The sequence below is a fragment of the Delftia tsuruhatensis NBRC 16741 genome (assembly GCF_001571325.1).
GTDB lineage: Bacteria > Pseudomonadota > Gammaproteobacteria > Burkholderiales > Burkholderiaceae_C > Comamonas > Comamonas tsuruhatensis.
This window is the reverse complement of the sequence record NZ_BCTO01000010.1, coordinates 1-14,565: the sequence shown is the minus strand read 5'-3', so window position 1 is coordinate 14,565 and position 14,565 is coordinate 1. Positions and strand designations below refer to the sequence as shown.

Sequence of the window (14,565 nt, the reverse complement as noted above, 5' to 3'; positions counted from 1 at the left end):
CACGGGACCCCATCCCCAAAAGCCCCCACAACAAGGAGAGACTGCGATGACCGATCTCACCATCAACGGCAAGACCGTTTCCATGGACCTGGACCCCGAGACGCCCATTCTGTGGGCCCTGCGCGACACGCTGGAGATGACCGGCACCAAGTTCGGCTGCGGCGCGGCGCTGTGCGGCGCCTGCACGGTGCACATGAATGGCCAGGCCATACGTTCCTGCGTGACGCCGATCTCGGCGGCCGCGGGCCAGAAGATCACCACCATCGAGGCCATGACCTCGGGCTCCGACCGCGTGGGCACCGCCGTGCGCGATGCCTGGGTGCGCCACGACGTGGCCCAGTGCGGCTACTGCCAGAGCGGGCAGATCATGAGCGCCACGGCCTTCCTCAAGTCGCTGCCCAAGGGCAAGAAGCCCAGCGGCGAGGAGATAGACGCGGCCATGGCCGGCAACATCTGCCGCTGTGGAACCTATGCACGCATCCGCGCGGCCGTGGCCGATGCCGCGCGCACCCTGGGCTGAACGGAGAACGCCGCATGCTGACCACCTTCAACCCCGCCGAACTGCCGCGCGCCCTGCAGCACATCCTGGACCGTGACGAGGCCGCTGCTGCCATCGCGGACGCGCCCACCCTTGCACAGATCCCCCGCCGCAGCTTCCTCAAGATCGCCGGGGCCGGTTCGCTGGCCCTGGGCGTGTTTCCCGCCATGGCGCAGGCGCCGGGCAAGGGCGAGGCCGCCGGCCTCAAGCCCACCGAGCAGCCCGCCTCCTTCGTGGAGATCTCGCCCAGCGGCGAAGTCACCGTGGCCATCAACCGCCTGGAGTTCGGCCAGGGCGTGCACACCGCCCTGCCCCTGGTGCTGGCCGAGGAGCTGGACGCCGACTGGAGCAAGGTCCGCGCCCGCCTGGGCGGCAACGATGCGGCCTATGCCGATCCGCGCTACGGCATCCAGATGACGGGCGGCTCCACCGCCCTCAAGCACAGCTACACCCAGTACCGCGAGCTGGGCGCCCGTGCGCGCGCCATGCTGGTGGCCGCCGCCGCCGCGCAGTGGAAGGTGGACGCCGCCACGCTGCGCACGCGCGAGGGCTTCGTGCTCGGCCCCAATGGCAAGAAGCTGTCGTATGGCGAGCTGGCCCAGGCCGCCATGGCCCAGCCCGTGCCGGCCACCGTCGTGCTGAAGAATCCCAAGGACTTCCGCCTGATCGGCAAGCCCACGGGCCGCATCGACGCCCGGGCCAAGAGCAGCGGCCAGCAGAGCTTCGGCATCGACATGCACCTGCCGGGCCAGCTGACGGCGGTGATTGCACATCCGCCCGTGTTCAAGGCACAGCTGGCCTCGCTGGACGACGCTGCGGCGCGTGCCGTGCCCGGCGTCAAGGCCGTGCTGCGCGTGCCCGTGGACGGCGGCGGCGAAGGCGTGGCCGTGATCGCCACCGGCTACTGGCCTGCGCGCAAGGGCCGCGAGGCGCTGAAGGCGCAATGGAACACCGACGCCGTGGAGAAGGTGGACAGCGAACGCCAGCTGGCCCAGTACCGCGAACTGGCCGCGCAGCCCGGCGCGCGCCACTTCGACGCCGATATCTCGGCGCTGGACAAGGCGCCGCGCCATATCGAGGCCGAGTTCAGCTTCCCCTACCTGGCCCATGCGCCCATGGAGCCGCTCAACTGCACGGTGCAGATGGGCGAGACCGGCGAGGCGGGTGCCGACCTCTACCTGGGCACGCAGTTCGCGGGCGTGGACGGCATGGCCGCCGCGCGCGTGCTGGGCCTCAAGCCCGAGCAGGTGCGCGTGCACGTGCAGATGGCCGGCGGCGGCTTTGGCCGCCGGGGCGTGGGCACCAGCGACTATGTGGTCGAGGCCTGCCAGGTGGCGCTGGCCGCGCGCCGCGCCGGCCTGAGCGCCCCCGTGCGCATGGTCTGGAGCCGCGAGGACGACATCAAGGGCGGCTACTACCGCCCCATGCACCTGCACCGCGCCAGGATCGGCTTCGACGAACGCGGCAAGGTGCTGGCCTGGGACCACGCCATCGTGGGCCAGTCCATCACGGCGGGCACCATGTTCGAGGGCGGCATGATCAAGAACGGCATCGACGCCACGGCCGTGGAGGGCATGCGCGAGCCCTATCCGCTGCCCATGCGCCTGACCGTGCACCACCCCAAGGTCAACGTGCCCGTGCTGTGGTGGCGCAGCGTGGGATCGACCCACACGGCCTTCGTCATGGAAACGCTGATCGACGAGATCGCGCGCAGCAGCCGCCAGGACCCCGTGGCCTACCGCATGCAGATGTTCGGCGACAAGCACCCGCGCCATCGCCTGGCCCTGCAGCTGGCCGTGGACAAGAGCGGCTACGGCAAGCGCCAGCTGCGCGCGGGCCGTGCCTGGGGCGTGGCCGTGCACGAGTCCTTCGACACGGTGGTGGCCTATGTGGTGGAGGCCTCGGTCAAGGACGGCCGCCCGGTGCTGCACAAGGCCACGGCCGGCGTGCACTGCAACCTGGCCGTGAACCCGCGCACCATCGAGGCGCAGGTGCAGGGCGCGGCGCTGATGGGCCTGTCCATGTGCCTGCCCGGCGCGGCGATCACGCTCAAGGACGGTGTGGTGGAGCAGAGCAACTTCGGCGACTTCGCCGTGCCGCGCATCACCGACATGCCCGAGATCGCCGTCCACGTCGTGCCCAGCGCCGAGCCGCCGACGGGCATGGGCGAGCCCGGCCTGCCGCCGCTGGCCCCGGCCTTCGCCAACGCCGTGGCGCAGCTCACGGGCAAGCCCGTGCGCAAGCTGCCGTTCGACCTGGCGTGATCGCGCTGGAGTGATCGATCTGGCCTGAGCGGCCGGACCTGATCCCGGTCAGCCCCCGGAAAGGGCGGCGGCACCTGTGGCCGCCGCCCTTTCCAGTTCTTCCATGGTCAGCAGATAGTCCGGGCAGTCCTGCAGCCGCTGCACGGCCAGGTCGATGAAGGCACGCACGCGCCGGGGCAGCGCGTCGCGGCTGCCGTAGTAGACATGCAGGCCGATGTGCTCGCTGACATGCTCCAGCAGCACGGGCACCAGGCGCCCCGCGCGGATGTGCGCGGCCGCGCAGATGTTGGACAGCTGGCCCAGCACCTGGCCGGCCAGCACGGCATGCAGCTCCAGCTCGGCATCGTTGGTGGACAGGGCCGGCTGCAGGTAGCGGTGCGTGAGCTCGCCATCGACCGGCAGGTACCAGGGCATCACCGTGTCCGTGGCCGCATGGCGGAACATGCTGCAGCGGTGCGCGGCCAGCTCGTCCAGCGACCGGGGCACGCCATGGCGCTGCAGGTACTGCGGCGCCGCGCAGACGATGAGCTGCACGGGAAACAGCCGCCGCCCGATCACGCTTTCATCGGGCGAGGCGCCGATGCGAAACCCCGCATCGACCCGGTCCAGCACCCAGTTGCCTATGCCGTCGTCCAGCCGCACATCGGGGACGATGCCCGGGTGCAGGCGGCAGAACTCATCGAGCAGCGGCATCAGCACGGGCGCAAAGCAGGACTTGGGGCCCACGATGCGCAACGGCCCCGCAATGCCCTCGCGGCTGTCGCGTGCCAGGTTCAGTGCGCGGTCCAGCGCGGCCAGCGCCGGCTGGGTGTCCTGCAGGAAACGCTGGCCCTCCTCGGTCAGCGCCAGGCTGCGCGTGGTCCGGTGCAGCAGGCGCACGCCCAGGTGCTGCTCCAGATGGGCCACCGCCTGGCTGGCGGCCTGCGGGCTCACGCCCTGGGACAGCGCCGCCTGGCGCAGGCTGCCCAGCTCGACCGCCTTGGCAAAGGTGGCGATGGCGCGCAGTTCATTGATGGGCATGGTGCGGAAATCCGGTATTCGTGGGCTGACAGTGCCGCAGTATCCCGCCTTTGCGCATGCCCTGCCCGCGGCTTGCGGGGCAAGCTAGCGCCCCTGGCGCGCCAGCCATACGCCGGCTGCCGTCAAGGCCATGCCCGCCAGCGCCAGGCCGCCCAGCGTCTCGCCGAACATGGCCCAGGCGATCAGGGCCGTGGCCGGCGGCGTCAGGTAGAACAGGCTGGCCACGTGCACGGCGCCGCCGCGGCGTATCAGCAGGTTGAGCAGGCTGACCGCGCCCACGGACAGCACCAGCACCAGCCAGCCCAGCGCGAACAGGAATTCGCCGCTCCAGCGCACCTGCATGGTTTCCGTGGCCAGGGCCAGCGCCCCCGTCGCCACCAGGCAGGGCAGGTACTGGATGACCGAGCCCGTGCGCAGATCAAACGAGGGACAGAACCGCTTCTGGTACAGCGTGCCGGCCGTGATGCCGGCCAGCGCCACCACGGCCGGCACCAGCATGGCCAGCAGGGCATGGACCGGCACCGAGGCGATCTTGCCCGCCACCACCAGGGCCACGCCCGTGAAGCCCAGCGCCAGCCCGGCCCACTGCCGGGGCCGCACGGACTCGCCCAGCAAGGTGCCGGCCACCAGCGCCGTGATCAGCGGCTGCAGCCCCACCACCAGGGCCGTCACGCCCGAAGGCAGGCCGTGGGCGATGGCCGTGAACACGCCGGCCAGGTACACGCCATGCACGAACAGCCCTGACACGCCAATGTGCAGCCACTGGCGTGCCGACCGTGGCCAGGGCGCGCGCAGCACCAGGACCACCGCCGCCATCAGCACCAGGACGATGGCATAGCGCAGCGTCAGAAAGGTCAGCGGCTCCACATAGGGCAGGCCGAACTTGGCGCCGATGAAGCCCGTGCTCCACAGCAGCACGAACAGCCAGGGAAGCAAGGCGGCCGCCATGGCGGGCGGCGAGGGTCTTTGGGTCATGGAGCGGATGCGGAAAAGGGCGGGGGCGGCGCCAGTGTGTCATGCCCCGTGCGCCAGGGGCTGCGCGTGGCAAACCACCGCACCAGGCAGTCGCGCAGCGCCGTCATGGCCGCGCTGCTGAACACCGCCGAGGGCCGCACGAAGTAGATGCCCGAGGCGCCATCCAGGCGCCATTTCGGCAGCACCCGCACCAGCCGGCCTGCGGCCATGTGCTCGCTCATCAGCCAGTCGCCGCCGGCCAGAATGCCCACCCCCATGACGGCGGCCGTGAGCAAGGCCTCGCTGTCATTGCTGACCATGGGGCCGCGCACCAGCACGGTGTGCCGGGCCTGGCCCTGAGGCACATCGCCCGATGCGCCACCGTGCACCAGCTCCCATTGCGGAAACGACTGCAGTCCCGTGAAGCCCAGGCAGCGGTGCGCCGCCAGGTCCTCGGGGTGCACCGGCGTGCCGTGGGCCTGCAGATAGGCGGGCGCGGCGCCCAGAATGCGCTGGTGCCCGCCCAGCCGCAGCGCCACGAGACGGCTGTCCGCCAGCCGGCCTATGCGCACCGCCGCGTCGAAGCGCTCGCCCACGATGTCCACGAAGCGGTCCGCATACTCCACCTCCAGCACGATCTGCGGATGGGCCAGCGCAAACTCGGCCAGCAGCGGGCTGAGCCAGCGCCTCCCCATCGCTGCCGGCAGCGACAGCCGCAGCCTGCCCCGCGCCTGCGAGGCGCCCTGGGCGGCCTCCTTCTGGGCATCGGCAATCAGGCCGGCCGCCTGGCGCACCTTGTCCACCAGGCGCAGGCCCTCGTCGGTCAGGTGCAGATGGCGTGTGCTGCGCTCCACGAGCCGCACGCCCAGACGGGTCTCCAGCGCGTTCAGGCGTTTGGACAGCACGGACGGATGGCGCAGCAAGGCCCGCCCCGCCGCAGCGAAGGAGCCTTGTTCATGCAGCGCCACCAGGGCCGCCAGTTCATCGGCGTGCTGGCTGTCCAGAAGGTTCATGGGGTCAGGATGATCGCACCTTGGGAGCGTCCCTGCTCCAGATCGCCATGCGCCTGCGCCACCTCCGCCAGCGCATACCGGCGCCAGACGCCGGGCACGATGATGCCGGCCGCCACGGCGGCCAGCACGTCCCGTGCGCGCTCCTGGTACTCGGCCGCCGTAGCCGTGTGCGCGGCCAGCGAGGGGCGCGTGAGGAACAGCGAGCCCTTGGCATTGAGCGTGGCCACCGAGATGGGATCGGGCAGGCCGGAGGTCGCGCCGAAGGACACCAGCAGGCCGCGCGGGCGCAGGCAGTCCAGCGAGGCGCCCAGCGTCGTGCGGCCGATGGGGTCGTAGACCACGTCGGCCTTCAGGCCCCCGGTGGCCTGCAGCACCTGGCCCGGCAGCGTGGCCGCGTCGAACACGAAGACCTCGTCGCAGCCGGCCGCCCGCGCGCGCTCCACGCTGGCTGCCTTGGACACCACGCCGATCACCAGGGCGCCCAGGTGCCTGGCCCAGGCGCACATCAACTGGCCCAGCGCACCGGCGGCGCCATAGATCACGATGCGGCTGCCGGGGCCCACGGCATGGGTGGTCTTGAGCAGGTACTGCGCCGTGAGGCCCTTGAACAGCACGGCCGCCGCCGCGTCGTCAGGCAGCGCATCGGGCAGCTTCACCAGGCGCTCGGCCGGATACAGGCGGGCGCTGGCATAGGCGCCTAGCGGCCCCGTGGCGTAGCCCACGCGCTCGCCCACGGCCACATTCGTCACGCCCTCGCCCACGGCGGCCACCCGCCCCGCGCCCTCCAGCCCCAGGCCCGAGGGAAAGGCGATGGCGACAGCGCCCTTGCGCTGGCTCACGTCCAGCGGGTTCACGCCGATGGCCGTCTGCTCCAGCCAGACCTGGCCGGGGCCGGGCGCCTGCACCTCGACCGGCTCCAGGCGCATGGCGTCGGGGGTGCCTGCGGCGTCCATGCGGACCTTGATCAATGGATTCATCTCGCTGCTCCGTGAAATGGGTGCAGCGTAGAAGAAGCGATTGAGGGCAGCAATAGGCCGGCGTGCAGTTCACTGCTGCATGGGGTGCAGCAATGACCACGAACCAGCGCGCACGCCGCCCACGCTGCCCGTCAGAAGTCGTGCCGGATGCCCAGCTCGAAGGCCGTGGAGGCGCGCCCGCCAAAGTAATTGGCCGCGGCCGGATTGCCGCTGACAGCCGCACCCCCGGCAATGGCGAAGGCCGCCCCATTGCGGTTGGACATGCGGGCCGCATGCGCGTACAGCGCCGTGCGCCGCGACAGCGAGTGCACATAGCCCAGCGCCCATAGGTCGGCATCGCTGGCGCTTTGCGCCGCCGTCGCGCCCTTCTGGTCGGCCTTGACGTAGCTGAGCTTGACCACGCCGCTGCCCACGGGAACGCTCATGCCCACCAGGGTGTTGACCGTGCGGTCCACGCCATGGACCCAGCGGCGCTGGGCCAGGCTGGCCTTGAGCCAGCCGAAGTCGTAGGAGACACCGTAGCTCTGGTCCTTGAAATGGATGCCGCTCAGGGTGTTGCGCGTGGTGAACTGCGCGCCCGCCACGTTCCAGCCCGCGCCCGCCCAGCCCAGCCGAAAGCCGTTGCCGCGCGTCTGGCCTGCCGCCGTGGCGCCCTTCTCGCCCAAGGTGGCGATCAGGCTGCCGGACACGCCCTGCAGCCCGCCCAGGCCGGCCGGCAGGAAATACTCCACCGCATTGCTCACGCGCAGCGTGGGATTGGCCGCCTGCGACTCCGGCGCCGTGCCGAAGGCCTGGCCCAGCGCGCGGGAAGCCGTGAATGAGCGAAAGCCATTGGCGCTGCCGATGCCCAGCGTGGCAAACGGATCGAAGCCGCTCCACACCAGGTGCGTGGGCACCCAGTCCCGCCCCAGCCGCAGCTCGCCCCATTGGCGCGAGGCCAGGCTGACCGTGGAGCGCCGGTCCCAGAACGGGCCGCTGGCGCCCATGGCGCCGGTGTCGGCCAGCAGGCTGCCGTCCAGGTAGAAGCCCGCGCTCAGGCCGTCGCCCAGGTCCTCCTGCCCCCGCAATACCAGCTTGCTGGTGGAGTTGGCGCCGCTGGCCTGCGAGGTGACCGTGCCCAGGCCCTGGTTGCGCACCTGCCTGACGCTCACATCGACGGTGCCCGAGATCGATACCGAGGACTGCGCGCCCGCATGCGCGGCGGCCAGCCCCAGCGAGGCGGCCAGGGCCTGGCGTATGAAAACCTGCATGTTGTCTCCTTGTGATTTTTTGCTTTGCTTTGCTCTTTGCTCTTTCTCGGGCGTGTGCCGGGGTCTGCCCGGCTACTCGGGCTTGAAGCCCGCGCCCTTGAGCAGCGCGGCGCTCTGCGCCACATCGGCGGCGATGAAGCGCTTGAACTGCTCGGTGCTCTCCGAAACCGTGTCGATGCCCAGGCTCGCGAAGGCGCCGGACCTGGCCAGCTCGGCCACCGCCGCGTTGGAGGCCTGGTTCAGCCGCTGCACCCGGTCGGCCGGCGTGTCCCTGGGCGCCCACAGTCCGTACCAGGACGTGTAGGCAAACCGCGGCAGGCCGCTTTCCTGCATGGTGGGCACCTCGGGCGCCAGCGGGCTGCGCTTGCCGGAGGTGATGGCAATCGGCCGCACCTTGCCGGCCTTGGCCAGGGGCAGCACGGAGACCATGGAGTCGAGCAGCAGGTCCACATGGCCGCCGCCCACATCCACCAGCGCGGGTTGCGTGCCCTTGTAGGGCACGTACTCGAGGCGCATGCGGCCCTGCTGGGCCAGCAGCAGCGTGGCCAGGTGGCTGGGTGCGCCCACGGCGGGAATGGCCGCCGTCCACGTGCTCTTGGCGCCTGCGGCCAGCACCTCGCCCAGCTTGCTATGGGGCAGCTGCGGCGATATCACCAGCATCAGCGGCGCCTCGCCCACGCGCGCCACGGGGACAAAGTCGGTCTGCGGGTCATAGGGCGGATGGGCCAATACCTGCTTGGCCAGCACATGCGTGGCGGCCGAGAACAGCAGGGTGTAGCCATCGGGGGCAGCCGCCAGCACCGCACGGCCGCCCACCACGCCGCTGCCGCCCACGCGGTTCTCGACGATGACCGTCGTGCCCAGCTGCTTGCGCAACTGCTCGGCAAACAGGCGCGCCGCGCTGTCCACGCCGCCGCCCGCCACGAACGGGACGATGACCTTGACCATCTTGCCCGGCTCGGGAAAGGCGGCGGGCGCACTGGACAAGGCCATGCTGGCGATGGGCAAGGCAGCCAGCGCACCCAGTAAGGCGCCCAGCACCGGCCCCTTCAGCCGTGTCAGAGTTTTCATGCTTTGTCTCCTGTTTCTTTTGAAAATGGGCCGGCCGTTGCGTGGCTCAGCCCGGGTCCTGATTCGGCGCGCGCCGCCTGTGCCTGCGCACCAGCACGCTCAGCGTGTCGTCCAGGGCCTGGGCATCCAGCCCCCGCGTGATGAAGACGATGCGCGTGCGCCGGTCGGCACCCGGCCAGCGGGGCAGCGTCTGCGGCGGGGCGAACAGGTGCTGCACGCCATGGATGACCAGGGGCTGGTCCGGGTGCTCCTGCAGGTGCACGATGCCTTTGACGCGCAGCAGGTCATCGCCGCGCATGGCCGTGACCCAGTCCATCCATTCGCCAAACGCCTGCGCGGGCAGGGGCTCGTCGCGCTGCAGCACAAAGGACGAGATGCCGTCGCGGTGCGCGCCTGCCGGCGCTGTCACCGGAGCTGTCACCGGAGCTGTCACCGGAGCCATGGCCCGGTAGCCGGGTGCCTGGAGCGTGCCCGCAGCGGCGTCCTCCTGCCCCGTCGCGCCTTCCGACATCAGCCGCTGCAGCAGCGCCACATGGTGGGCGGGGTCCATGCCTGGCGGCGCCTCGCCGTTGATGGCCTGCACCTGGGCCAGCAGTTGCGCAGCGGGCTGTGCGCCGCCCAGCAAATCTGTCTTGGTCAGCAGCACCAGGTCAGCCACGGCCAGTTGCCGCACGGCTTCGGGATAGCCTGCCAGCGTGGCGCTGCCCAGCACGGCATCGACCGTGCAGGCCACGCCGGCCAGCGCATAGCGCGCCCGCACGGCGGGCTCGCCCAGGAAGGAGCGCAGTATCGGCCCCGGGTCCGCCAGGCCGCTGGTTTCGATCAGCACGCGGCGCGGCGCGCCCTGTTCGCGCAGGGCCAGGCGCTCCAGCGCCTCCACCAGATCGCCGCGCACGCTGCAGCACAGGCAGCCATTGGCCAGCAGCACCGTGTCCTCGCAGGCCAGGCTGGTCAGGTCCTGGTCGATGCCGACCGCACCGAACTCGTTGACGATGACGGCCGTCCCGTGCAGGTCCGGCAGCGCCAGCAGCCGGTTGAGCAGCGTGGTCTTGCCGCTGCCCAGGAAGCCCGTGAGCACGGTGACCGGAATGCGCTGGCCCGCCGCTTCGGGCAGGGCCAGCAGGCTGGAGAAATGCCCGCTCATGACGCCACCCCGCCCTGTGCCCCACCATGCACCTCGGCAAACGAGCGCAGCGTGCGCTCCAGCCGCGCCAGCGCCCACTGCGCCACGGCCTGCGGCACCTCGTCCGAGCCCAGCGCATCGAGCAGGCCGCGCAGCGGCTGCGCGCCCTGCCCGGGTGCGGGCCGGGCACGGAACCAGGCCGCCACCTCGGGCTGCTCGCAGCGCTCGCCCCCGTCCTGCAGGTAGTCCACGATGTCCAGCTCGAAGTCCTCCAGCCGCAGGCTGATGCCGCCCGCCCCGCAGGCGCAGGCACCGCCCAGGGCGACATGGCGCAGCGCCAGGGCGCACCACAGGTCCCAGAGCCGCTCGGCCTGCAGGGCGTGGTCGGAGGCCATGGCCGTGCTCACTGCCCGTCCCAGGCCACGGCCGAGGTTGCCGTTGCGGCCGACGGAGACCTGCCGCTGCGCAGCGCCTGCGTGCCCTCGTGGTCCACCTGCCCCTGGCTGTCCAGCGCCACGCGGTAGACCTCGCGGGCCACCTGGGCGCTCACATAGCCTTCGCGCACGTCCTCGGCCACCTTGTCCAGTTCGCGCGCCAGCGGGTCGCCAAAGCCCCCGCCGCCGCCCGACAGCATGCGGTAGGCATCGCCGCGTTCCAGGCGCACGTTGAAGATCTTGGCGTTGGCGTGGTCGGTCTTCCACTCGCCCTTGTGGCGCACGGCCAGGCCGTTGCCCATGGCATCGCCGCCGCCCTCCAGGCCCCAGGGCTTGCAGTGCACGCGGTCGATGCGCGTGGTGACAGTGAAGGGCGACAGCGCCTGCACCACCATCTCCGCGCCCAGGCCGCCCCGGTACTGGCCCGCGCCGGCCGAGTCCTGGCGGATCTCGTACTTCTCCACCAGCACCGGGTACTTGGCCTCGAGCTGCTCGGTGGGGCTGTTGTGGGTGTCGCCGTCATTGATGCAGACGGTGACGGACACGCCGTCCTCGCGGCTCTTGGCGCCCCAGCCGCCGCCCAGCGGGCCGATGCCGACGATGAACAGCCGCCCGTCCTCGGGCGAGATGCCATGGATGTTGGGAAACACCAGGTCCGCATGGTGGCCTGCGATGGAGCGGTCGGGAATCGCCGGCGCCAGGGCCTTGAAGATGGTGTCGATCACCGTCATGGGGAAGGTCATCCACACGCGCATGGGATAGGGCCTCTCGGCGCTGATCACCGTGCCCATGGGCATGATCACCTTGAGCGGCCGGAAGCTCCCGTCGTTGACCGGGTAGTCGGTCGGCGTGGTGAGGCATTTGTAGGCCACCTGCGCGCAGGCGATGCCCGTGGTGAAGCCGGAGTTGTAGAAGCCGCGCACCTGCTTGGAGACATCCGACAGGTCCACCGTCATCTCGTCGCCCTGCACCGTGACCTTGACGCGGATGGGAATGCGCTTGCCGATGTCCAGCCCGTCGTCGTCCATGAAGGACTCGGCCTCGTACACGCCATCGGGAATCGACAGCGTGTTCTTGCGCGCCACGGCCTCGCTGGAATCCATGATCTGCGCGATGGCGCCGTTGACCGCATCCACGCCATAGCGCTGCAGCAGTTCCACATAGCGGCGCTCGCCCGTGGTGATGGCCGTGATCTGCGCGCGCAGATCGCCCAGGGCCCGCTCGGCCAGGCGCACGTTCATCGCGATGATGTCGATCAGGTCCTGGTTGACCTCGCCCTGGCGCTGGTACTTCATGATGGGGATCTGTATCCCCTCGCTGAAGATGTCCGTGGTGACGTTGCCCAGCGTGCCGCCCACGTCCAGCCAGTGGGCCATGCAGCAGGTGAAGCCTTCGAGCCGGCCCTCATGGAACACCGGCATGGTGAACGTGAAGTGGTTCAGGTGGCTGCCGGTGGTGTAGGCATCGTTGGTGACCAGGATGTCGCCGGGCAGGATGTTCTCGTAGCCGAAATGGCGGATCTTGGCCTTGACCGTCTCCGACATGCCGCGGATGAACATGGGCAGGCCCAGGCCGATGGACACCGTGTCGCCCTCGCGCGTGAACAGGCCGACCGTGAAGTCCAGCGCCTCGTAGATGATGAGGTTGTAGGCCGTGCGCGTCAGGTTGGTCTTCATCTCCTCCGTGACGGCGTACAGGCCGTTGCGGATGATCTCGACCGTGACCGGATCGACGGGCCTGGAGTCAGTGGGGTGGTTCATGTGCGGTCGCTCCCGATGTCGATTTGCAGATTGCCCAGTTCGTCCACGCGCAGCCGGTCGCCGGGCTGCACGACGGTGGTGGATGCGTGTTCCTCGATCAGCGCGGGCCCCGCGATCTCGTTGCCCGCCAGCAGGCGCTCGCGCAGATGCACCGGCGTGTCCACCCAGCCGCTGGAGCGGAAATAGACGGGCTTGACCGTGCGCACGGAGGCACGGCTGGGCTCGGCACTGCCGCGCTCCACGCTGTGCCTGGGCGGTTTCTTCATCGTGCCCAGCACGGTGACGCGCAGGCTCACGAGGTCGGCCGGCTCCTGCGGGGCCGAGGTGCCGTAGCGCACCTTGTGCAGCTCGTCGAACTGGCGCTTGATGGCCGAGCGGTCCCGGCCCTCGAAGAAGGCCATGGGCAGGTCCACGGTCACCGCATGCTCCTGGCCCACGTAGCGCATGTCGGCGGCGCGCTCGATCACGATGCCGTCCGGCGCGATGCCGGACTGCGCCAGCGCGGCGCGGCCCTCGTCCTCCATGCTCTGGTAGGCGGCCTCGATCTCCTCGAAGGAGACCTCGCCCAGCTTGCGGAACACCGAGCGCACGTAGTCGTAGCGCAGGTCGGAGAACAGCATTCCGTAGGCCGAGAAATAGCCGGGCGCATAGGGAATCAGCACCTTGCGGATGCCGATCTCGCGCGCAATGGCCGAGGCGTGCAGCGGCCCCGCGCCGCCGTAGACGACCATGGTGAAGCTGCCCGCATCCAGGCCGCGCTCGGTGGTCACGGCCTTGACGGCATGCGACATCTGCGTCACGGCGATGCGCAGGATGCCGTCGGCCGCCTCGGTGGGCTCCAGGCCCAGCGGGGTCGCCACGCGCTCGGCCATCTGGCGCTGGCAGGCGTCCATGTCCAGCTGCAGCTCGCCGCCCAGGAAATGCTCCGCGTCCAGCCGGCCCAGCACCAGGTTGGCGTCGGTCACCGTGGGCTCCAGCCCGCCACGGCCATAGGCCACGGGGCCGGGGATGGAGCCGGCGCTCTGCGGGCCCACGCGCAGCGCGTTGCCCGTCTCCACGCGGGCGATGGAGCCGCCGCCCGTGCCCACTTCGTGGATGTCCATCATCGGGATCTGTATCGGCAGGGCCTGCTCGTAGCCGCCGATCAGCGCCGAGCCCGTGGTCAGCGGCCGGCCCTCGCTGATCACGCCGGCCTTGGCCGTGGTGCCGCCCATGTCGAAGGCGATGGCGTCGCCCATGCCCAGTTGCGCACAGATGGCCTGGGCGCCGATCACGCCGGCCGCCGGACCCGATTCGAGCATGCGCACGCAGCCCACCTTGGCATGCTCGACCGGGAACAATCCGCCCGTGGACTGCACGATGTAGAAGTCGCCCTCGAAGCCCTTGCCGCCCAGGTGGTTCTCCAGCTGGCCCAGGTACTGCGACACGCGCGGCCCCACATAGGCATTGGCCACGGCGGTGGACACGCGCTCGAACTCGCGGTACTCCTGCGACAGCTCGTGCGAGGCGCAGACAAAGGCGCCCGGCATCTCTTCCTGCAGGATCTGCTTGACGCGCTGCTCGTGCGCCGGGTTGCGGTAGGAGTGCAGCAGCAGCACGGCCACGGCCTCCACGCCCTGCCCTGCCAGCTCGCGGGCCAGCTCGCGCACGGCCGCCTCGTCCAGCGGCTTGTGCAGGCTGCCGTCGGCGCGCAGGCGCTCGGACACCTCATGGCGCAGCGAGCGCCGCACCAGCGGCTGGTGCTTGTTGAAGAACAGGTTGTAGGCATCGGGCCGGTTCACGCGGCCGATCTCGTAGATGTCGCGAAAGCCCTCGGTGATCAGCAGCGCGGTGTGGGCGCCGTTGCGCTCCAGCAGCGTGTTGATGGCAATGGTGGAGCCGTGCAGGAACAGATGGCCGTCGCGCCAGTCGATGCCCGCGCTGTCTATCGTGGCCTGGATGCCGTTGACCAGCTCGCCATGCGTGGACAGGGCCTTGCCGAACAGCAGCCGGCCGCTGGCCTCGTCGAACGCCGCCATGTCGGTGAAGGTGCCGCCGATATCGACGGCAATGCGCAGCCGGGGCCGCTGCGAAATCGCTTGTTGGTTATCCATGAAATTCTCCGGAGACAGTTATTCACAGCGCCATGCGCCGCCCACAGTCCTTGAAACCGGCGTGCCCC

At 70.4% G+C, this 14,565-nt stretch carries 12 protein-coding genes; 2 read left to right on the top strand and 10 right to left on the bottom strand.

The window, feature by feature from the left end; all coding sequences use genetic code 11:
• Nucleotides 1-46: 46 nt before the first annotated feature.
• Nucleotides 47-520: a (2Fe-2S)-binding protein gene (locus DTS01S_RS03155; protein WP_016450919.1), complete on the top strand. Its 474-nt coding sequence runs from the start codon at nucleotides 47-49 to the stop codon at nucleotides 518-520.
• Nucleotides 521-534: 14 nt separating this feature from the next.
• Nucleotides 535-2,802: a xanthine dehydrogenase family protein molybdopterin-binding subunit gene (locus tag DTS01S_RS03150; RefSeq protein ID WP_061287333.1), complete on the top strand. Its 2,268-nt coding sequence runs from the start codon at nucleotides 535-537 to the stop codon at nucleotides 2,800-2,802.
• 48 nt (nucleotides 2,803-2,850) lie between these two features.
• Here DTS01S_RS03150 and DTS01S_RS03145 read toward each other — a convergent pair whose 3' ends face one another.
• The 10 genes from DTS01S_RS03145 to DTS01S_RS03100 form a co-directional block, all read right to left on the bottom strand.
• Complete coding sequence (locus tag DTS01S_RS03145; protein WP_017405831.1) at nucleotides 2,851-3,822, bottom strand: LysR family transcriptional regulator; 972 nt, start codon at nucleotides 3,820-3,822, stop codon at nucleotides 2,851-2,853.
• An 84-nt stretch (nucleotides 3,823-3,906) separates the two neighbouring features.
• Nucleotides 3,907-4,797, bottom strand: coding sequence for a DMT family transporter (locus tag DTS01S_RS03140; protein WP_061287332.1), 891 nt, complete (start codon nucleotides 4,795-4,797; stop codon nucleotides 3,907-3,909).
• Entirely contained in the window at nucleotides 4,794-5,789 is a 996-nt protein-coding gene (locus DTS01S_RS03135) for a LysR family transcriptional regulator (protein ID WP_061287331.1), read from the bottom strand. Before DTS01S_RS03135 ends, DTS01S_RS03140 begins: the two co-directional genes overlap by 4 nt.
• A complete protein-coding gene (locus tag DTS01S_RS03130; protein ID WP_061287330.1) occupies nucleotides 5,786-6,766 on the bottom strand; it encodes a quinone oxidoreductase family protein in 981 nt (326 codons plus the stop codon). The genes DTS01S_RS03135 and DTS01S_RS03130 overlap by 4 nt, the downstream gene beginning before the upstream one ends.
• A 131-nt stretch (nucleotides 6,767-6,897) precedes the next feature.
• Complete coding sequence (locus tag DTS01S_RS03125; protein ID WP_046239867.1) at nucleotides 6,898-8,016, bottom strand: porin; 1,119 nt, start codon at nucleotides 8,014-8,016, stop codon at nucleotides 6,898-6,900.
• 72 nt (nucleotides 8,017-8,088) lie between these two features.
• On the bottom strand, nucleotides 8,089-9,087 hold the full coding sequence (locus DTS01S_RS03120) for a Bug family tripartite tricarboxylate transporter substrate binding protein (RefSeq protein ID WP_061287329.1): 999 nt from the start codon (nucleotides 9,085-9,087) through the stop codon (nucleotides 8,089-8,091).
• Nucleotides 9,088-9,133: 46 nt separating this feature from the next.
• Nucleotides 9,134-10,231 (bottom strand): CobW family GTP-binding protein, encoded by a 1,098-nt coding sequence (locus DTS01S_RS03115; protein WP_061287328.1) that lies wholly within the window; start codon nucleotides 10,229-10,231, stop codon nucleotides 9,134-9,136.
• Complete coding sequence (locus DTS01S_RS03110) at nucleotides 10,228-10,605, bottom strand: hypothetical protein (protein ID WP_061287393.1); 378 nt, start codon at nucleotides 10,603-10,605, stop codon at nucleotides 10,228-10,230. Before DTS01S_RS03110 ends, DTS01S_RS03115 begins: the two co-directional genes overlap by 4 nt.
• Nucleotides 10,606-10,613: 8 nt before the next feature.
• On the bottom strand, nucleotides 10,614-12,404 hold the full coding sequence (locus tag DTS01S_RS03105; protein WP_043790064.1) for a hydantoinase B/oxoprolinase family protein: 1,791 nt from the start codon (nucleotides 12,402-12,404) through the stop codon (nucleotides 10,614-10,616).
• Nucleotides 12,401-14,497 carry a hydantoinase/oxoprolinase family protein gene (locus DTS01S_RS03100; protein WP_016450909.1) on the bottom strand — a complete coding sequence of 699 codons (2,097 nt, stop codon included), beginning with the start codon at nucleotides 14,495-14,497 and terminating at the stop codon, nucleotides 12,401-12,403. Before DTS01S_RS03100 ends, DTS01S_RS03105 begins: the two co-directional genes overlap by 4 nt.
• Nucleotides 14,498-14,565: the final 68 nt, after the last annotated feature.